Genomic DNA, 14,978 nt, shown 5'->3' on the forward strand with positions numbered 1-14,978 from the left:
GGACAAGGACATGGAAGACCCCGCCCACGGAGCGGCCCCGCACGGGCCGCGCGCCGTCGCCCTGGTTGGTCCGCAGGGAAGCGGCAAGAGCACGCTGAGCGCCGCGCTGGTCGAGATGGCCGGCGGTGGCGAGGCAAGGCGCGGCGGGCGCGAGCGAAGTTCCTCCCACGAGATGCGGCCGGCCCATTGCGATTTCCTCGGCGAGCGATGGGCGTTGCTGGATTGTCCCGGATCGGTGGAGTTCGTGCACGAGGCGGCGGCGGCGCTCGCGGTGGCGGATCTCGCCGTCGTGGTGGCCGAACCCGACCCGTCGCGGGCGATCGCGCTGCGGCCGGTGTTCCGCATGCTGGAGGACTCCGGCGTGCCTTTCCTCGTCTTCGTCAACAAGGTGGATGCGCTGAGCGCGCCGGCCGAGGCGCTGGTGGCGGCGATGCAGGCGGAAACCGCGGTGCAGCTCGTGCCGCGGCAGATGCCCATAAGCGAGGGCGAACGGGTCATCGGCTATGTCGACCTGCTCTCGGAACGGGCGTTCCGCTACCGGCCGGATGCGGCGTCCGAGCGGATCGGGCTGCCGGCGGCCGTGGCCGAGACCGAGCAGGCGGCGCATGACGCGCTGATCGACAGCCTCGCGGACCGGGATGACGAACTGCTCGAACAGGTGATCGAAGGGGCGACACCCACGCCCGCCGAGCTTTACAGCCATTTCCGCAAGGACATGGAGGCGCGCAGCCTGGCGGGGGTCATGTTCGGCGCGGCCGAGCATGCGCATGGCGTGCTGCGGCTGTGGAAGGCGTTGCGGCATGACGCGCCGGATGTGGGCGCGACGGCGGCGCGGCATGGAATCGCACCCGAAGGGCCGGCCTTGGCGCAGGTGTTCCGCACGAGCTGGCGCGGGGCGGCGGGCAAGCTGTCCTTCGCCCGGGTCTGGCGCGGGGCGCTGCGCGACGGGGCGAGCTATGGCGGCGTGCGGATCGGCGGGATGATGCGCTTCGCCGAGGGTGAATTGCAGCGCGTGGCCGAGGCCGGGGCCGGCGATGTCGTGGCACTCGGCCGGCTCGAAGGGGTGGCGACCGGCGGCACGCTGGGCGAGGCGGCGCCGGCACTGGCGTTCCCCGCGCCGCCGCCGCCGCTGCATGAGGTCGCGATCGCCGCGGCGGAGCGGAAGGACGACGTGAAGCTCGCCGGCGGGCTGGAAAAGCTGCTGGAGGAAGACCCGGCGCTGCGGCTCACCCGCGATGGTGAAACCGGCGAAACGCGCCTCGCCGGGCTTGGTGAAATTCACGTCGGCAGCGCGGTGGAGCGGCTGGAGCGGCTCTCCGGCGTCGCGGTGCGGACGGCGCGGCCGCGCGTGCCCTTCCGCGAGACGATCCGCCGGCCGGTGCGCGAGCACGCGCGGCTGAAGCGGCAGACCGGCGGGCATGGCCAGTTCGCCGATGTGAAACTGGAAATCGAGCCGCGCGGGCGCGGCGAGGGGTTCGCCTTCAACGACCGCATCGTCGGCGGTGCGGTGCCGAAACAGTATATCGCGGCGGTGGCCGACGCCGCCGAGGAAGCGACCCGCCGCGGGCCGTTCGGCTATCCGGTGGTGGATATCGCGGTGACACTGGTCGATGGCGGGTTCCACGCGGTGGACAGTTCCGACATGGCGTTCCGCTCGGCGACGCGGGCGGGCATGGCGGAAGGCCTGGCGAAGGCCGAACCGGTGCTGCTGGAGCCGATCCACCGGATTACGGTGAGCGCGCCGAACGGTTTCACCGCCGGGGTGCAGCGGCTGCTGACCGGCCGGCGCGGCCAGATCCTGGGCTATGCCGAGCGCGCGGGCTGGCCTGGCTGGGACGATACCGAGGCGCTGCTGCCGGCGGCGGAACTGCACGGGCTGGCGGTCGAGCTGCGGTCGCAGACCGCGGGGCTCGGCAGTTTCGTCCACAGTTTCGAGCATCTGTCGGAAGCGCCGCCGCGGCTGGCCGAGAAGGTGGCGCAGGCGGCGGCGACCTGAATTCACGGACAAGGAGCAGAGATGGATACGCATGGTTCCGGCACGCTGGCCGCGCCGTTGCTGATCGGGCGGGATTCGCGGGGCGTGGTCACGCTCACGCTCAACCGGCCGGCGAGCTTCAACGCGCTGTCCGACGAGCTGCTCGCCGCGCTCGATGCGGCGATCGGCGAGATCGCGGCGGATGCGGGCGCGCGGGTGGTGGTGCTGGCGGCGAATGGCCGCGCCTTCTGCGCCGGGCACGATTTGCGGGAGATGATCGCGCGCGAGGAGGCGGACGCGCATCGCGACCTCTTCGCCCGCTGCACCCGGGTGATGCTCGGCTTGCAGCGGCTGCCGGTGCCGGTGATCGCGCGGGTGCAGGGGGTGGCGACGGCGGCGGGTTGCCAGCTCGTCGCGAGCTGCGACCTCGCGGTGGCGGCGGCGAGCGCGCGCTTCGCGGTTTCGGGCATTAATCTCGGCCTGTTCTGCTCGACGCCGAGCGTCGCCCTCGCCCGCGCGGTGCCGCGCAAGGCCGCGCTGGAGATGCTGTTCACCGGCGGGATGATCGATGCCGCCGAGGCGGCGCGGCGCTTCCTGATCAACGAGGCGGTGCCGGATGCCGAGCTGGACGATGCGGTGGCGCGGCTGGTGGAGCAGATTCTCGCCAAGCCGCGCGCCGCCCTCGCCATCGGCAAGGCGCAGTTCTACCGGCAGATCGAGCTCGGCATCGCCGAGGCCTATGAGGTGGCGGGCGAGGCGATGGCCTGCAACATGCAGGACGCGGCGGCGCGGGAGGGGATTTCCCGCTTCCTCGACCGGAAAAAATAGTTCCGTCCCGGACGATAGGACCGCATTCAGATCCGGCCCCGGCGGAAAAACCGGGGCCGGAGCAGAGCGTTAGTACATGTGCTGGCCGCCGTTGATCGACAGGGTCGAGCCGGTGATGAAATCGGCCTCGTCGGCGGTGAGGAAGACCACGCCGCGGGCGATGTCCTCGGCATGGCCGAGGCGGCCGACCGGGATTTTCGCGATGATCTTTTCCAGCACTTCCGGCGGCACGGCGCGCACCATGTCGGTATCGACATAGCCGGGGGCGATGGCGTTGACGGTGATGCCGAAGCGGGCACCTTCCTGCGCCAGCGCCTTGGTGAAGCCGTGGATACCGGATTTCGCGGCGGCGTAGTTCACCTGGCCGTACTGGCCGGCCTGGCCGTTGATCGAGCCGATGTTCACGATGCGGCCGAACTTGCGCTCCTTCATCCCGTCGAAGGTCGCCTTGCAGAGATTGAAGCAGGAGCCGAGATTGGTGTCGATCACCGCATCCCACATGTCGCGGGTCATGCGGGCGAGGGTGGCGTCGCGGGTGATGCCGGCATTGTTGACGAGAATCTCGATCGGGCCGAGGCGGCTGGTGACGCGGCCGATCGCCTCGATGGTCTGCTCGAAATCGCCGACGTCGAATTTCACCGTCTCGATGCCGTGGACGGCCGTGAAATTCTCGGCCGCGGTCTGGTTGCCGGCATAGGTGGCGACGACGGTGCGGCCGGCCGCCTTCAGCGCGACGCTGATGGCGGCGCCGATACCGCGCGTGCCGCCGGTGACGAGTGCAATTCGTGACATGCTGAAATCCTCCCTGTGGATCAGGCGTCCGACAATCGGAAGCGGGAGGCAGTCTGGACTGGTTCCGGAGGACTGTCCATGATCGAAATCAATCGGTTAGCGTAGTTTCATGTCCGAAAGGCGGAGAGCTTGCGGCGCTGGCGGCCGGCATCGTCGAAGTTGTCCGGCGCGAGCCACGCATCGAGGGCGGCGCGCCGGTCGGGCCATTCGGAATCGAGGATGGAGAACCAGGCGGTGTCGCGGTTGCGGCCCTGGGTGACGGCGTTCTGGCGGAAGATGCCCTCGAAGGTGAAGCCGAGACGCAGGGCGGCGGCGCGGGAGGGCAGGTTCAGGCTGTTGCACTGCCATTCGACGCGCCGGTAGCCAAGGTCGTCGAAGGCGTGGCGGAGCATCAGGAACAGTGCCTCGGTGCCGGCGCGGTGGCGCCGGAGCAGCGGCGTGAAGTTGATCGAGCCGATCTCCAGCGCGCCGTTGGCCGCGGCGATGTTCATGAAGGCGGCGTGGCCGGCGGGCTGGCCGCTTGCCGCCTCGATGATGGCATAGGCGACGCGGCCGGGGGTTGTGGCCATGGAATCCACATAGTCGCGGAAGGCGGGTTCGTCCGCCGGGCGGGCGGTGCGCCACCAGGTCCAGTCCCGGTCGTCCGGTGCGGCGCTGAATCCGGCGATGAGGCCGGCGCCGTGGCGTGCGGGGTCGAGCCGTTCCAGCCGGCAATAGCGCCCCTCGAAACCGGCGGCGTCGGGAAGCGGGCGCGGCGTCCAGCCGGGGACGGGCGCGCCGACGATCTGGCCATAGGCGTTGGTTTCGGTCATGCGGTGCGGATCTCGGGTTCGTGGCGGACCGGGAAGTTCATCGACCGGGCGATGAAGCATTTTGCTCCGGCATCGCGGTGCAGGGCGGCGGCGCGGGCGGCGTCGTTGCCTGGCGCGATGGTGACGACGGGGCGCAGGATGGCCTCGACGAACCGGCCGGCGCCGGAGGCTTCCTCCTCCATCACCGCCTCGGCGCGATCCTCGTAGGCCAGCACGGCGATCCCGGCCTCGGCGCAGAGATGCAGATACCAGAGCTGGTGGCAGGAGGAGAGCGAGGCGAGCAGCAGCAGTTCGGGGTTCCAGCGCGCGGGATCGCCGCGGAAGGCGGGATCGGATGTCAGCGCGAGGTCCGGCCGGCCGTCGGCTTCCACCTCGTGCTCGCGGCCATAGGCGGCGTAGGCGCTGGTGCCGGTGCCGCGGTTGCCGGTCCAGCGCAGGGTGGTGGCGTAGCGGTGCAGCCGGCTCAAGCCTGTGTCCCTATTCGCTGTAGGCGCAGGATTCGCCTTCGGAATCGCGGAAGACGGCGACGCGGGCGAGGCCCGGGCAGGATGGCGCGAGCCGCGTCCAGATGAAGCGGGCGAGGTTTTCCAGCGTTGCCGGGCCGAGGCCCTCCACCTCGTCGAGGAAGCGGTGGTCGAGCGCCTCGCGGATCGCGGCGAGGTGCTGGCCGAGCCTGCCGAAATCCATCAGCATGCCGCTCGCATCCGGCGCGCCGCGCAGGGTGACGGTGGCGCGGTAGGAATGGCCGTGGATGCGGCGGCTCGCCTCGGCGGCGATCTGGCGTTGCAGCGTGTGGGCCGCCTCGAAGCGGAATTCCTTGGTGATTTCGTGCATGGTCAGGGGATGCCGAGATATTTGTGGGTCTGCGTCGACAGGCGCCATTGCGGATGGGTGAGGCAGTATTCGATGGCGGCGCGCGTGTTGGCCGCGCGATCCGGCCCGTCCATCGGCTGGAGCAGGAAATGCGCGAAATCGAGCCCGGCGAAGCGCTCGGGTGTCGCCTCCTTCTGGGGATAGACCAGTTTGAGCTCCGACCCCTGGCGCACCACCAGCTCGGCCCCTTCCTTGGGGCTGACGCAGAGCCAGTCGATGCCCGGCGGCGGTTCGATCGTGCCGTTGGTCTCGACCGCGATTTCGAAGCCGGCGTCATGCACCGCTTCGATCAGCGGCGCATCGAGCTGGAGCAGCGGTTCGCCGCCGGTGAAGACGACGAGGGCGTCGCGGGTGCAGGCGGCGGGCCAAGCGGCCTGGATGGCGCGGGCGAGACCGGCGGCATCGGCGAAGCGGCCGCCGCCCGGTCCGTCGGTGCCGACGAAATCGGTGTCGCAGAAGCGGCAGGTCGCACTGGCGCGGTCCTCCTCCCGGCCGGACCACAGGTTGCAGCCGGCGAAGCGGCAGAACACCGCGGCGCGGCCGGCATTGCGCCCCTCGCCCTGCAGGGTGGGGAAGATTTCCTTCACGCTATAGGCCATGATGGCGGCATCTACCGCACATCCGCCGCTCTGGCGACAGGGAGCACGGCATTGCCGCCATCGCCGCGTGGCGCGGCTTGATCCGGCGCGCCCGTCCCGGCACGATCATGCGCATGAACGCAACGAACTCGCCGAAGCATCATCTGCTGATCACCGGGACCGGGCGGAGCGGCACGTCCTTCCTCGTCCGCTGGTTCGACGCGCTGGGGATGGAGACGCATTTCTCCCGCTTCGGCGAGCATGCGGCCTGGGACGAGGAGGCCAATGCCGGCGCGGAAAACCTGCCGCTGCCCGCGCTGGATGCGGACATGCCCTATGTCGTGAAATCGCCCTGGGTGTCCGAGTTCATCGACCAGTTGCTGGCCGATCCGGGCATCGTGCTGGATGGCGTGATCGTGCCGATGCGCGACCTGATGGACGTGGCGGCGAGCCGGACCATTCTCGAATTGCGCGACATGGCGGCCGAGCCCGACTGGCCGGCGGTGATGGAACGGCCCTGGGCGCATCGCGGGCGGACGCCGGGCGGGATCGTCTATTCGCTGCATCCGCTCGACCAGGCGCGGGTGCTCGCCCTCGGCTTCCACCATCTGCTGGAGCGACTCGTCGCGGCGGAGGTGAAGGTGGTGATGGTTTCGTTCCCGCGCCTCGTCGAGGACGCGGACTATCTCTACCGCGCGCTCGCCCCGCTTCTTCCGGCGAGCGTGGATGCCGCTTCGGCCCGGGCCGCGCATGCCCGCGTTGCCGACCCGGCAAAGGTGAGGGTGGGGCCGGGCGGGCGGGATTCGACGCTCGAACGGCTGGACAGGGTGGCGCTGAACCGCGAAATCGGCCGGCTTCGCCGGGAAATGGCCGCGCTGGAGGGGCGGCTGGCCGAGGCGAGTGGTGCCGCGGCGGCGGCGCGGCGGCATGCCGAGACGATCGAGCGCAGCACGATGTGGCGGGCCCTCTTCCCGCTGCGGCGGGCGCTGCACCGTCTGCGCGGCCGCGCATGACAGCGCTTTCTTTTTGGCGAGACTTCACCCATATTGTAAAAGGAATGTAACACAATGCCCGTGCCACGCGAATCGGCCCGGGAGCGGCAGGGGGACTCCGGCGGATGCAGGGCAGATTTATGCCGAATGGCGGGGTGAGCTGCGTCCGCAGTCCCGGATCCGTTTACGGAACCTTGAACTTTTCGGCGCCAGACTGGCGTGACGAGAAAGGCGGTTTGCGCCCATGATGTATGACCTTTACCAGACGCAGGACGATCTTCTGGCCCCGTTCCGGATGGCGGCGCGCGCGATGGCGCCGCTGATCGACCTGCTGACGCCGCCGGCGGGAATCCCGACCCTGCCGGTTGCGACGCGCGCCGCACTGGAGATTTTCGGCAATAGCGGCATTTCCCATAGCCGGCCGGAGTTCGGCATCGCCAGCGTGCGCGCCGGCGGGCGGGACATTCCCGTGACCGAGACGGTGGTGAGCGGAACGTCCTTCGGCGACCTGCTGCATTTCCGCAAGGAGACTGCCTCACCCGGCCCGCGCGTGCTGATCGCGGCGCCGCTTTCGGGCCATTTCGCGACCCTGCTGCGCAACACCGTCGAGGTCATGCTGCAGGATCACGACGTCTTCATCACCGACTGGAAGAACGCGCGCGACATTCCGGTGAGCGCGGGGCGCTTCGGCTTCGATGAATATGTGGCGCATATCATGGACTTCCTGCGCGAAATCGGGCCGGGGGCGCATGTCGTCGCCGTGTGCCAGCCGGCGGTGGCGGTGTTCGCCGCGACCGCGCTGATGGCCGAGGCCGGCGATCCGGCGGCGCCCCGCAGCATGACGCTGATGGGCGGGCCGATCGATACCAGGCGCAACCCCTCGAAGGTCAACGACCTCGCCAAGACCCGCGACATCGCCTGGTTCCGCAGCAACCTGATCACCACCGTGCCGCGCCGCTTCGCCGGGGCGGGGCGGGCGGTCTATCCCGGTTTCGTGCAGCTCGCCTCCTTCGTGTCGATGAATCTCGACCGGCATATCGGCGCGCATCTGCGCCAGTTCCGCGCCATCGTCACCGAGGATGACGCGAGCGAGGCGGCGCATCGCAAGTTCTACGACGAATACCAGTCGGTGATGGACCTGACGGCGGAATTCTATCTCGAAACGGTCGAGCGCGTGTTCCAGCGGCACGATCTGCCGCGCGGCCAGCTGAGCTGGCGCGGCCAGACGGTGCGCCCGGCGGCGATCCGCAAGACATCGGTCTTCACCGTCGAGGGCGAGCGGGACGATATCTGCCCGCCCGGCCAGTCGGTCGCGGCGCTCGATCTCTGCACCGGGCTGAAACCGGCGCAGAAGCGCAACCATCTCCAGCTCGGCGTCGGCCATTACGGCGTGTTCTCGGGCTCGCGCTGGGCGAACGAGATCTATCCGCAGCTGCGCGAGGTCATCGCCGCCGCCGGCTGAACGGCTGGCGCAACCGCCTGGGGCGGCGGGCTGGCGGCGCGGGGCGAAACACATGCGTCGCCATGAGCTGGCGGACGCGCCGCACCGTGTGGTGGCGGGACAGGCCGGTGGCGATCACCGCATCGGCGCGGCGGCGTTTTTCGGCATCCGGCATTTGCAGGGCGATGATCCGCTCGATCTCGGCGTGGGGCAGGCCGCGGCGCAGCACCCGCGCGATCTGCACCGCGCGCGGCGCGGAGACCGTGAGTGCGAGATCGACCCGCGCCTCGCCGCCGGTTTCGAACAGCAACGGAATGTCGAGCAGCACGGCGCGGGCGCCGCGCCTGCGGGCGGCGGCGAGGAATTTTGTCTCCGCCGCGCGCACCATGCGGTGCATGATCGCTTCCAGACGGCGCCGCGCGGCGGGATCGGCCAGCACATGCGCGCGCAGGGCGGCGCGGTCGAGCACGCCGGCGCGCACCACGCCGGGAAACGCCGCCGCGATGGGCGCAAGCGCCGCCCCGCCCGGCGCCTGCAGCGCGCGGACCGTGGCATCGGCATCGAACACCGGCACGTGGCGGCGGCGGAAGAGTGAAGCGACGGTGGATTTCCCCATGCCGATTCCGCCGGTGAGGCCGATGATCTTCATCCCATCAGGTCGGCCGCGACGGCGCGGTAGAGCGCATCGTCCACCACCGGGGTGACGCCGAACCAGGCGGCGAAGCCCGGCACCGCCTGGTGCAGCAGCATCCCGAGCCCCTCGACCGCGACGAGGCCGCGCGCCCGCGCCGCCGCCAGCAGCGGTGTTTCCAGCGGGACGTAGACGATGTCCGCCACCGCCATGCCGGGGGCGGCGCGGGCGAGATCGAGTTCGAGCGGATTATGCCCGGCCATGCCGAGCGAGGTGGTGTTGACCACCAGCGCGTGGTCCGCCAGCGCCGCCGACCGCGCCTCCCAGGGGATGTGGACGAGGCCGAATTCCCGCGCCAGCGCCGCCGCGCGCTCCGGCGAGCGGTTGCACAGCGTGACCGCCGCCCCCGCATCCTGCAGCGCGGTGGCGATCGCCCGCGCCGCCCCCCCGGCGCCGAGCACCAGCGCCGGGCCGGCGGCGGGGTTCACGCCATGGGCGCGCAGATTGGCGAGAAAGCCCGACCCGTCGGTATTCGCGCCCTCGATCCCCGTGGGCGTGAAGACGAGCGTGTTCACCGCCCCGGCGCGCCGCGCGCTGTCGGCCACGCGGTCGCACACGGCGAACGCGGCTTCCTTGTGCGGGATCGTCACGTTGGCGCCGGCGAAGCCCATTTTCGCCAGCGCGGCGACGCAGGCGGCGAAATCGTCCGGGGCGATGGCGAGCGGGAGATAGGCGCCGTCGATCCCGTGGCGTTCGAGCCAGGTGCCGTGCAGGCGGGGCGAGCGGGAATGGGCGACCGGATAGCCGATCACCCCGGCGAGGCGTGCGTGGCCGGAAAGGATCATGAGCTGTTTCGATCATGAAGCGGCGCCGGCGGCAAGGGGCGGTTTCGCGCCGGCGGTTCCGCGCCATATCCGCGACAGGGCGGAGGGATGCGATGGACGGAACGGGACGGGATGATGTGGCGGTGGTGTTCGGCGCGGGCGGCGGCATTGGCGGCGCGCTGGTGGCAGCCCTTGCGGGCGATCGGCGTTTCGCCGCGGTGATCGGGCTCGGGCGGGGCAGCGCGCCGCGCTTCGACCTGCTCGATGAGGCCAGCATTGCCGACGCGGTGCGGGCGGTGGCGGCGCGGGGCGCCATTCGCCTCGCGATCGATGCGACCGGCTTCCTGCACGATGCGGCACAGATGCCGGAGAAGAGCCTGCGCGAGCTGGACGCGGCGCGCCTTGCCCGCAGTTTCGCACTGAACGCGATCGGCCCGGCGCTGCTGATGAAGCATCTGCTGCCGGCCTTGCCGCGCGAGGGGCGGGCGGTGTTCGCGACGCTGTCGGCGCGGGTTGGCAGCATCGGCGATAACCGGCTCGGCGGGTGGTATGGCTATCGCGCGTCGAAGGCGGCGCTGAACCAGTTCGTGCGGACGGCCGCGGTGGAGCTGGCGCGGCGGTCGCCGGCGGCGATCTGCGTCGCGCTGCATCCGGGCACGGTGGCGACGGGGCTTTCGTCCCCTTTCGCCGCCAGCGGGCTCGACGTGCAGGCGCCGGAGGTGGCGGCGGCGCGGCTGCTGGCGGTGATCGACCGGCTTACCTCAGCCGAGAGCGGCGGGTTTTTCGACCATCGCGGCGAGGCGGTGCCGTGGTAGGTGACGGCACAGGCACTTCAGGCGGTGCCGTGGTAGATCAGGCCCTATAGGGCGGGCGGCCGGTGGCCAGCGCGTCGTCCAGCAGGTCGAGCCGGTCCTGGCCCCAGAACAGCTCGCCGTTCAGGATGTAGGAGGGCGCGCCAAACACGCCGGCGGCCTCGGCCATCTCGCGGTTGCGCTGTTAGGCGGCTTCGATTTCGGGTGTGCCGGCGCGGGCCTGGAGTTCGGGACCGATGCCGGACGCGGCGGCGAGGTCGGCGATGGTCGCGGGATCGGCGAGGTTGCGCTCCTCGGCCCAGACCGCAGCGAAGACGCGGCGGAGGAACGGGTCGGGGTCGCCGCCAGCTTCCGCGATGGCGATGGCCAGGCGATCCGCCAGCACCGGGTCCACCGGGAAGAATTGCGGGTGCAAATTGAGCGGGAGGCCGCGGCGGGCGCGCCAGCGTTGCAGCTCGACCAGACGGTAGCGCTGGCGGACCGGGTGGCGCTTGGCCAGCGGCTGGCCGCCGGTTTCGGCGAAGATCGCGCCGAGCGGCACCGGGCGATACTCCACCGCCGCGCCGTGGCGGCGGGCGATGTCGAGAAAGGCGGCGTGGCCGAGATAGGTCCAGGGGGAATGGCTGGTGAAGACATAGGTGATGGTGGCGGCCATGGGCGTTTTCCTCCGCGCTGCTTGCGTGCTGCGCCCATGTTGATAGGGAAGCAGCGTGCCGGCGCCAAGGGCGGCCCGGCGGCGACCACCGCACTCCGGAGAGACCGAACCGCATGAGCTCCATCCTGACCCTTTCCTGCCGCAACCGGCCCGGCATTGTCGGCGCCGTCGGCCATTTCCTGCACGCGCACGGGCAGGACATCCGCGAGGCGCAGCAATTCGACGACCGGGCGAGCGGGCGCTTCTTCATGCGCGTGGTGTTTGCCCCGGTGGGCGACGCGCCTTCCTCCGGGCTGGAGGCGGAGTTCGCCGCGGTCGGGCGCGAGTTCGGGATGGACTGGGAGATCACCCCAAGCGGGCACCGGATGCGGACGATGATCCTCGTCTCGCGGTTCGATCACTGCCTGGTCGACCTGGTCTATCGGCAGCGGATCGGCGAACTGCCGATGGACATTGTCGGCGTGATCGCCAACCATCCGCGCGAGAGCTACGCCCATCTCGATCTCGACGGGATTCCCTTCCATCATCTGCCGATCGCGCCGGATACCAAGATGGAACAGGAGGCCGAGGTGTGGCGGCTGATGCGCGAGAGCGGCGCGGAACTCGCCATCCTCGCGCGCTACATGCAGGTGCTGTCGGACGGGCTGGTGGCGAAGCTGGCCGGGCGCTGCATCAACATCCACCATTCCTTCCTGCCCGGCTTCAAGGGTGCGAAGCCCTATCACCAGGCCTATGCGCGCGGGGTGAAGCTGATCGGCGCGACGGCGCATTATGTCACCACCGCGCTCGACGAGGGGCCGATCATCGAGCAGGATGTCGAGCGCATCTCGCATGGCGACACGCCAGAGGCGCTGGTGCGCAAGGGGCGCGACATCGAGCGCCGGGTGTTGGCGCGCGCCGTGCTCGGCCATCTGGAGCGGCGGGTGTTCATCAGCGGCAGCAAGACGGTGGTGTTCGCCGGCTAGAGCAAAAAAGGGGGGGGGAAACGGCGATGTCGCGCGCGGTGCTGTTCGATACGGAAACGACGGGGTTGGAGCCGCTTGGCGGCGACCGGGTGATCGAGGTCGCGGCGATCGAGCTGTGGAACGACCTGCCGACCGGCAAGGTGTTCCACACGCTGATCGACCCCGAACGCGACATTCCCGCCGAGGCGAGCCGGGTGCATGGCATGACCAGCGCGGATGTCGCCGGCAAGCCGAAATTCGCCGAGATCGCCGCCGAATTGCTGGAGTTCTTCGCTGAGGATCCGCTGGTCGCGCATAACGCGCCGTTCGATTTCGGCTTTCTCGACGCCGAGTTCGCCCGTATCGGCCGCGCCGCCCTCGACAGGGCGAGGATGATCGACACGCTGGCGCTGGCCAAGCAGCGCTTTCCGGGGATGCCGAACTCGCTCGACGCGCTGTGCCGGCGCTTCGACATCGATCTCTCCGCCCGCACCACCCATAACGCGCTGCTCGACTGCAAGCTGCTCGCGGAGGTTTATGTCGAGCTGACCGGCGGGCGGCAGCGCGGGCTCGACCTTGCCGCCGAGAGCACGATCCGCCTCGTCGAATATCGCAGCGAGGGGCCGCGCACGCCGCGCCCGATCGTCGCGAGTGCGGCGGAGCTGGCCGCGCACGAGGCGTTCATCGAGAAGCTGAAGGAGCCGGTCTGGCGGCTCGATCAGGCTGCACCGACCGACCAGAGCGCGAAGGCGTAATTCAGCGAGGTCTGCTTCAGCGCGTCGAACCGGCCGGCGGCGCCGGCATGGCCGGCTTCCATGTCGATCCTGAGCAGCGCCGGCGCGGGGCCGGTGGCGAGCGCGCGCAGGCGGGCGACGAATTTCGCCGGCTCCCAGTAGGTCACCCGCGGGTCGGACAGGCCGCCGGTGCACAGGATCGGCGGGTAGGCGCGCGCCGCCAGGTTGTCATAGGGCGAATAGGCGGCGATCGTGTCATAGGCGGCGGGATCGGTGATCGGGTTGCCCCATTCCGGCCATTCCGGCGGGGTGAGGGGGAGCGTGTCATCCGAGATCGTGTTCAGCACGTCGACGAAGGGCACTTCGGCGATCACCCCGGCCCAGAGATCCGGCCGCATGGTGAAGGCGGCGCCGACCAGCAGCCCGCCGGCCGAGCCGCCCTGGGCGACGATGTTCCCCGCCCGCGCATAGCCGCCGCCGATCAGCGCCTCGGCGGCGGCGATGAAATCGGTGAAGCTGTTCATCTTGTGCGCGGCGCGGCCGCCGAGGAACCAGTTCCAGCCCTTCTCGGTGCCGCCGCGGACATGGGCGATGGCGAAGATCCAGCCGCGATCGACCAGCGAGAGGATCGAGGTGCGGAACCACGGCTCCATCGGGATGCCATAGGCGCCGTAGCCGTAGAGCAGCAGCGGGGCCGCGCCGTCCAGCGCCTGGCCGCGGCGCATCAGCACCGTCACCGGGATCGACGCGCCATCGGCCGCCATGGCGTCGATGCGCCGTGTTTCGTAGCGCGCGGGGTCGTGGCCGGAGGGAATGTCCTGGGTCTTGCGCAGGATCGCCGTGCGGGTGGCCAGATCGTAGTCGAAGGTCTGGCGCGGGGTGGTGGGCGAGGAATAGACGTAGCGGATCGTCGCGGTGTCGTATTCGAGGCCGGATTCGGCGCGCAGCACATAGGCCGGCTCGTCCTGCGCGATCTCCCACTCGGCGCCGCCATCGCGCGGGGCGACGATGATGCGGGTGTTCGCCTCGATCCGTTCGAGCCGGACGATGTGGTGTTTCAGCGCGAAGGCGCCGACGAGGTAGCGGCCCGGCCGGTGCGGCACGAGGTCGCGCCAGTGCGCATGGCCCGGGGCATCGAGCGGCGCCTCGACCAGCTTGAAATCCACCGCGCCGTCGGCATTGGTGCGGATGATCAGCCGGTCGCCGGCATCATCGACATCGTAGCGCAGGCCGGGCTCGCGCGGGGCGATGAGCGCGGGCGGCGCGGTCGGGTCGTCGCCGGGGATGCGCCAGACCTCGCTGGTGTCCTGGTTGCCGGCGGAGACGAGGATCGAGCCGCCGGACAGGCTGGTCTCGACGCCGAGAAAGAAGCCGGGATCGGGCTCGGCGTAGACCAGCGTGTCGCCGCCATCGGCGAGGGCGCGGCGGAACACCTTGGTCGGCCGGCCGTGATCGTCGCGGAAGACCCAGAAGATGAAGCGCGCGCAGGGGGAAAAGGTGAAATCGCCGCTGCAGGATTCGATCGGCGGGGCGGGCTCGGCGCCGGTTTCGATCTCGCGGACATGGATGCGGTAGACTTCCGACCCTTGGGTGTCTTCCGCCCACGCGAGCAGGCGGTGGTCGTCGCTGTGCGCGACCGCCGGGGCGGAGAAGAAGGCATGGCCCTTCGCGCGCGCTGGCAGGTCGAGCAGCACTTGTTCGGCGCCGCCGGCGCGGGGCGTGCGGGCGATGACCGGATGCTCGGCGCCCGGATCGAAGCGGCGGTAATAGGCGTAGGGGCCGTGCGGCGCGGGCACGGTCGAGTCGTCGTCCTTGATCCGGCCCTTCATTTCGGCGAGCAGCGTCGTCTGGAGGTCTTTGGTGCCGGCGAGCACGGCATCGGTATAGGCGTTCTCGGCAACGAGATGGGCGCGGATCTCGGGATCGAGGGCGGCGGGGTCGCGCAGCACCGCCTGCCAGTTGGCATCGCGCAGCCAGGCATAGTCATCGGTCCGCACCCGGCCGAGCTGTTCGATGCGGACCGGCTTGCGCGCGGCCGCCGGCGGGGTGGGTTGGGGCGCGTTCGGCGTGTTCATGGGGGCCCTACG

At 70.3% G+C, this 14,978-nt stretch carries 15 protein-coding genes and 1 pseudogene; 7 read left to right on the forward strand and 9 right to left on the reverse strand.

Annotation, left to right across the window (positions count from 1 at the left end):
* Positions 1-10 precede the first annotated feature (10 nt).
* Positions 11-1,996 (forward strand): elongation factor G, encoded by a 1,986-nt coding sequence (locus ACMV_RS15315; RefSeq protein ID WP_013640997.1) that lies wholly within the window; start codon positions 11-13, stop codon positions 1,994-1,996.
* Between the two features lie 21 nt (positions 1,997-2,017).
* Complete coding sequence (locus ACMV_RS15320; RefSeq protein WP_013640998.1) at positions 2,018-2,803, forward strand: enoyl-CoA hydratase; 786 nt, start codon at positions 2,018-2,020, stop codon at positions 2,801-2,803.
* A 69-nt stretch (positions 2,804-2,872) separates the two neighbouring features.
* Here ACMV_RS15320 and phbB read toward each other — a convergent pair whose 3' ends face one another.
* The 5 genes from phbB to queE all read right to left on the reverse strand — a co-directional run bounded on the left by phbB (position 2,873) and on the right by queE (position 5,879).
* A complete protein-coding gene (gene phbB / locus ACMV_RS15325; protein ID WP_007422894.1) occupies positions 2,873-3,595 on the reverse strand; it encodes an acetoacetyl-CoA reductase in 723 nt (240 codons plus the stop codon).
* Positions 3,596-3,702: 107 nt separating this feature from the next.
* Positions 3,703-4,407: a GNAT family N-acetyltransferase gene (locus ACMV_RS15330; RefSeq protein WP_013640999.1), complete on the reverse strand. Its 705-nt coding sequence runs from the start codon at positions 4,405-4,407 to the stop codon at positions 3,703-3,705.
* Positions 4,404-4,874, reverse strand: coding sequence for an OsmC family protein (locus tag ACMV_RS15335; RefSeq protein ID WP_013641000.1), 471 nt, complete (start codon positions 4,872-4,874; stop codon positions 4,404-4,406). The genes ACMV_RS15330 and ACMV_RS15335 overlap by 4 nt, the downstream gene beginning before the upstream one ends.
* Before the next feature lie 10 nt (positions 4,875-4,884).
* Positions 4,885-5,241, reverse strand: coding sequence for a 6-pyruvoyl trahydropterin synthase family protein (locus ACMV_RS15340; RefSeq protein ID WP_013641001.1), 357 nt, complete (start codon positions 5,239-5,241; stop codon positions 4,885-4,887).
* A gap of 2 nt (positions 5,242-5,243) precedes the next feature.
* Complete coding sequence (queE, locus tag ACMV_RS15345) at positions 5,244-5,879, reverse strand: 7-carboxy-7-deazaguanine synthase (RefSeq protein ID WP_013641002.1); 636 nt, start codon at positions 5,877-5,879, stop codon at positions 5,244-5,246.
* 113 nt (positions 5,880-5,992) lie between these two features.
* Between queE and ACMV_RS15350 the strand changes: the two genes are divergently transcribed.
* Both ACMV_RS15350 and ACMV_RS15355 read left to right on the forward strand, forming a co-directional pair.
* Entirely contained in the window at positions 5,993-6,871 is an 879-nt protein-coding gene (locus ACMV_RS15350) for a hypothetical protein (protein WP_231295293.1), read from the forward strand.
* A gap of 223 nt (positions 6,872-7,094) precedes the next feature.
* A complete protein-coding gene (locus ACMV_RS15355; RefSeq protein WP_013641004.1) occupies positions 7,095-8,312 on the forward strand; it encodes a polyhydroxyalkanoate depolymerase in 1,218 nt (405 codons plus the stop codon).
* Here the strand turns inward: ACMV_RS15355 and coaE are convergent.
* Together coaE and ACMV_RS15365 are read right to left on the reverse strand one after the other, a co-directional pair.
* The gene (gene coaE / locus ACMV_RS15360; RefSeq protein ID WP_013641005.1) at positions 8,293-8,940 is read right to left on the reverse strand and encodes a dephospho-CoA kinase; all 648 of its coding nucleotides are present in this window, start codon (positions 8,938-8,940) and stop codon (positions 8,293-8,295) included. The genes ACMV_RS15355 and coaE overlap by 20 nt on opposite strands.
* Positions 8,937-9,767: a shikimate dehydrogenase gene (locus ACMV_RS15365; RefSeq protein ID WP_013641006.1), complete on the reverse strand. Its 831-nt coding sequence runs from the start codon at positions 9,765-9,767 to the stop codon at positions 8,937-8,939. The genes coaE and ACMV_RS15365 overlap by 4 nt, the downstream gene beginning before the upstream one ends.
* Before the next feature lie 92 nt (positions 9,768-9,859).
* On the opposite strand from ACMV_RS15365, the gene ACMV_RS15370 reads away from it, so the two are divergent.
* The gene (locus tag ACMV_RS15370; RefSeq protein ID WP_013641007.1) at positions 9,860-10,561 is read left to right on the forward strand and encodes an SDR family NAD(P)-dependent oxidoreductase; all 702 of its coding nucleotides are present in this window, start codon (positions 9,860-9,862) and stop codon (positions 10,559-10,561) included.
* A 37-nt stretch (positions 10,562-10,598) separates the two neighbouring features.
* Here the strand turns inward: ACMV_RS15370 and ACMV_RS15375 are convergent.
* Positions 10,599-11,213, reverse strand: a pseudogene (locus ACMV_RS15375) (DsbA family protein).
* Between the two features lie 113 nt (positions 11,214-11,326).
* Here ACMV_RS15375 and purU point away from each other — a divergent pair.
* Positions 11,327-12,178 carry a formyltetrahydrofolate deformylase gene (gene purU / locus ACMV_RS15380; protein WP_007422984.1) on the forward strand — a complete coding sequence of 284 codons (852 nt, stop codon included), beginning with the start codon at positions 11,327-11,329 and terminating at the stop codon, positions 12,176-12,178.
* 26 nt (positions 12,179-12,204) lie between these two features.
* On the forward strand, positions 12,205-12,912 hold the full coding sequence (gene dnaQ / locus ACMV_RS15385) for a DNA polymerase III subunit epsilon (protein ID WP_013641010.1): 708 nt from the start codon (positions 12,205-12,207) through the stop codon (positions 12,910-12,912).
* Here dnaQ and ACMV_RS15390 read toward each other — a convergent pair.
* Positions 12,876-14,966 (reverse strand): S9 family peptidase, encoded by a 2,091-nt coding sequence (locus tag ACMV_RS15390; protein ID WP_013641011.1) that lies wholly within the window; start codon positions 14,964-14,966, stop codon positions 12,876-12,878. The genes dnaQ and ACMV_RS15390 overlap by 37 nt on opposite strands.
* Positions 14,967-14,978 lie beyond the last annotated feature (12 nt).

It is taken from the genome of Acidiphilium multivorum AIU301 (assembly GCF_000202835.1).
GTDB lineage: Bacteria > Pseudomonadota > Alphaproteobacteria > Acetobacterales > Acetobacteraceae > Acidiphilium > Acidiphilium multivorum.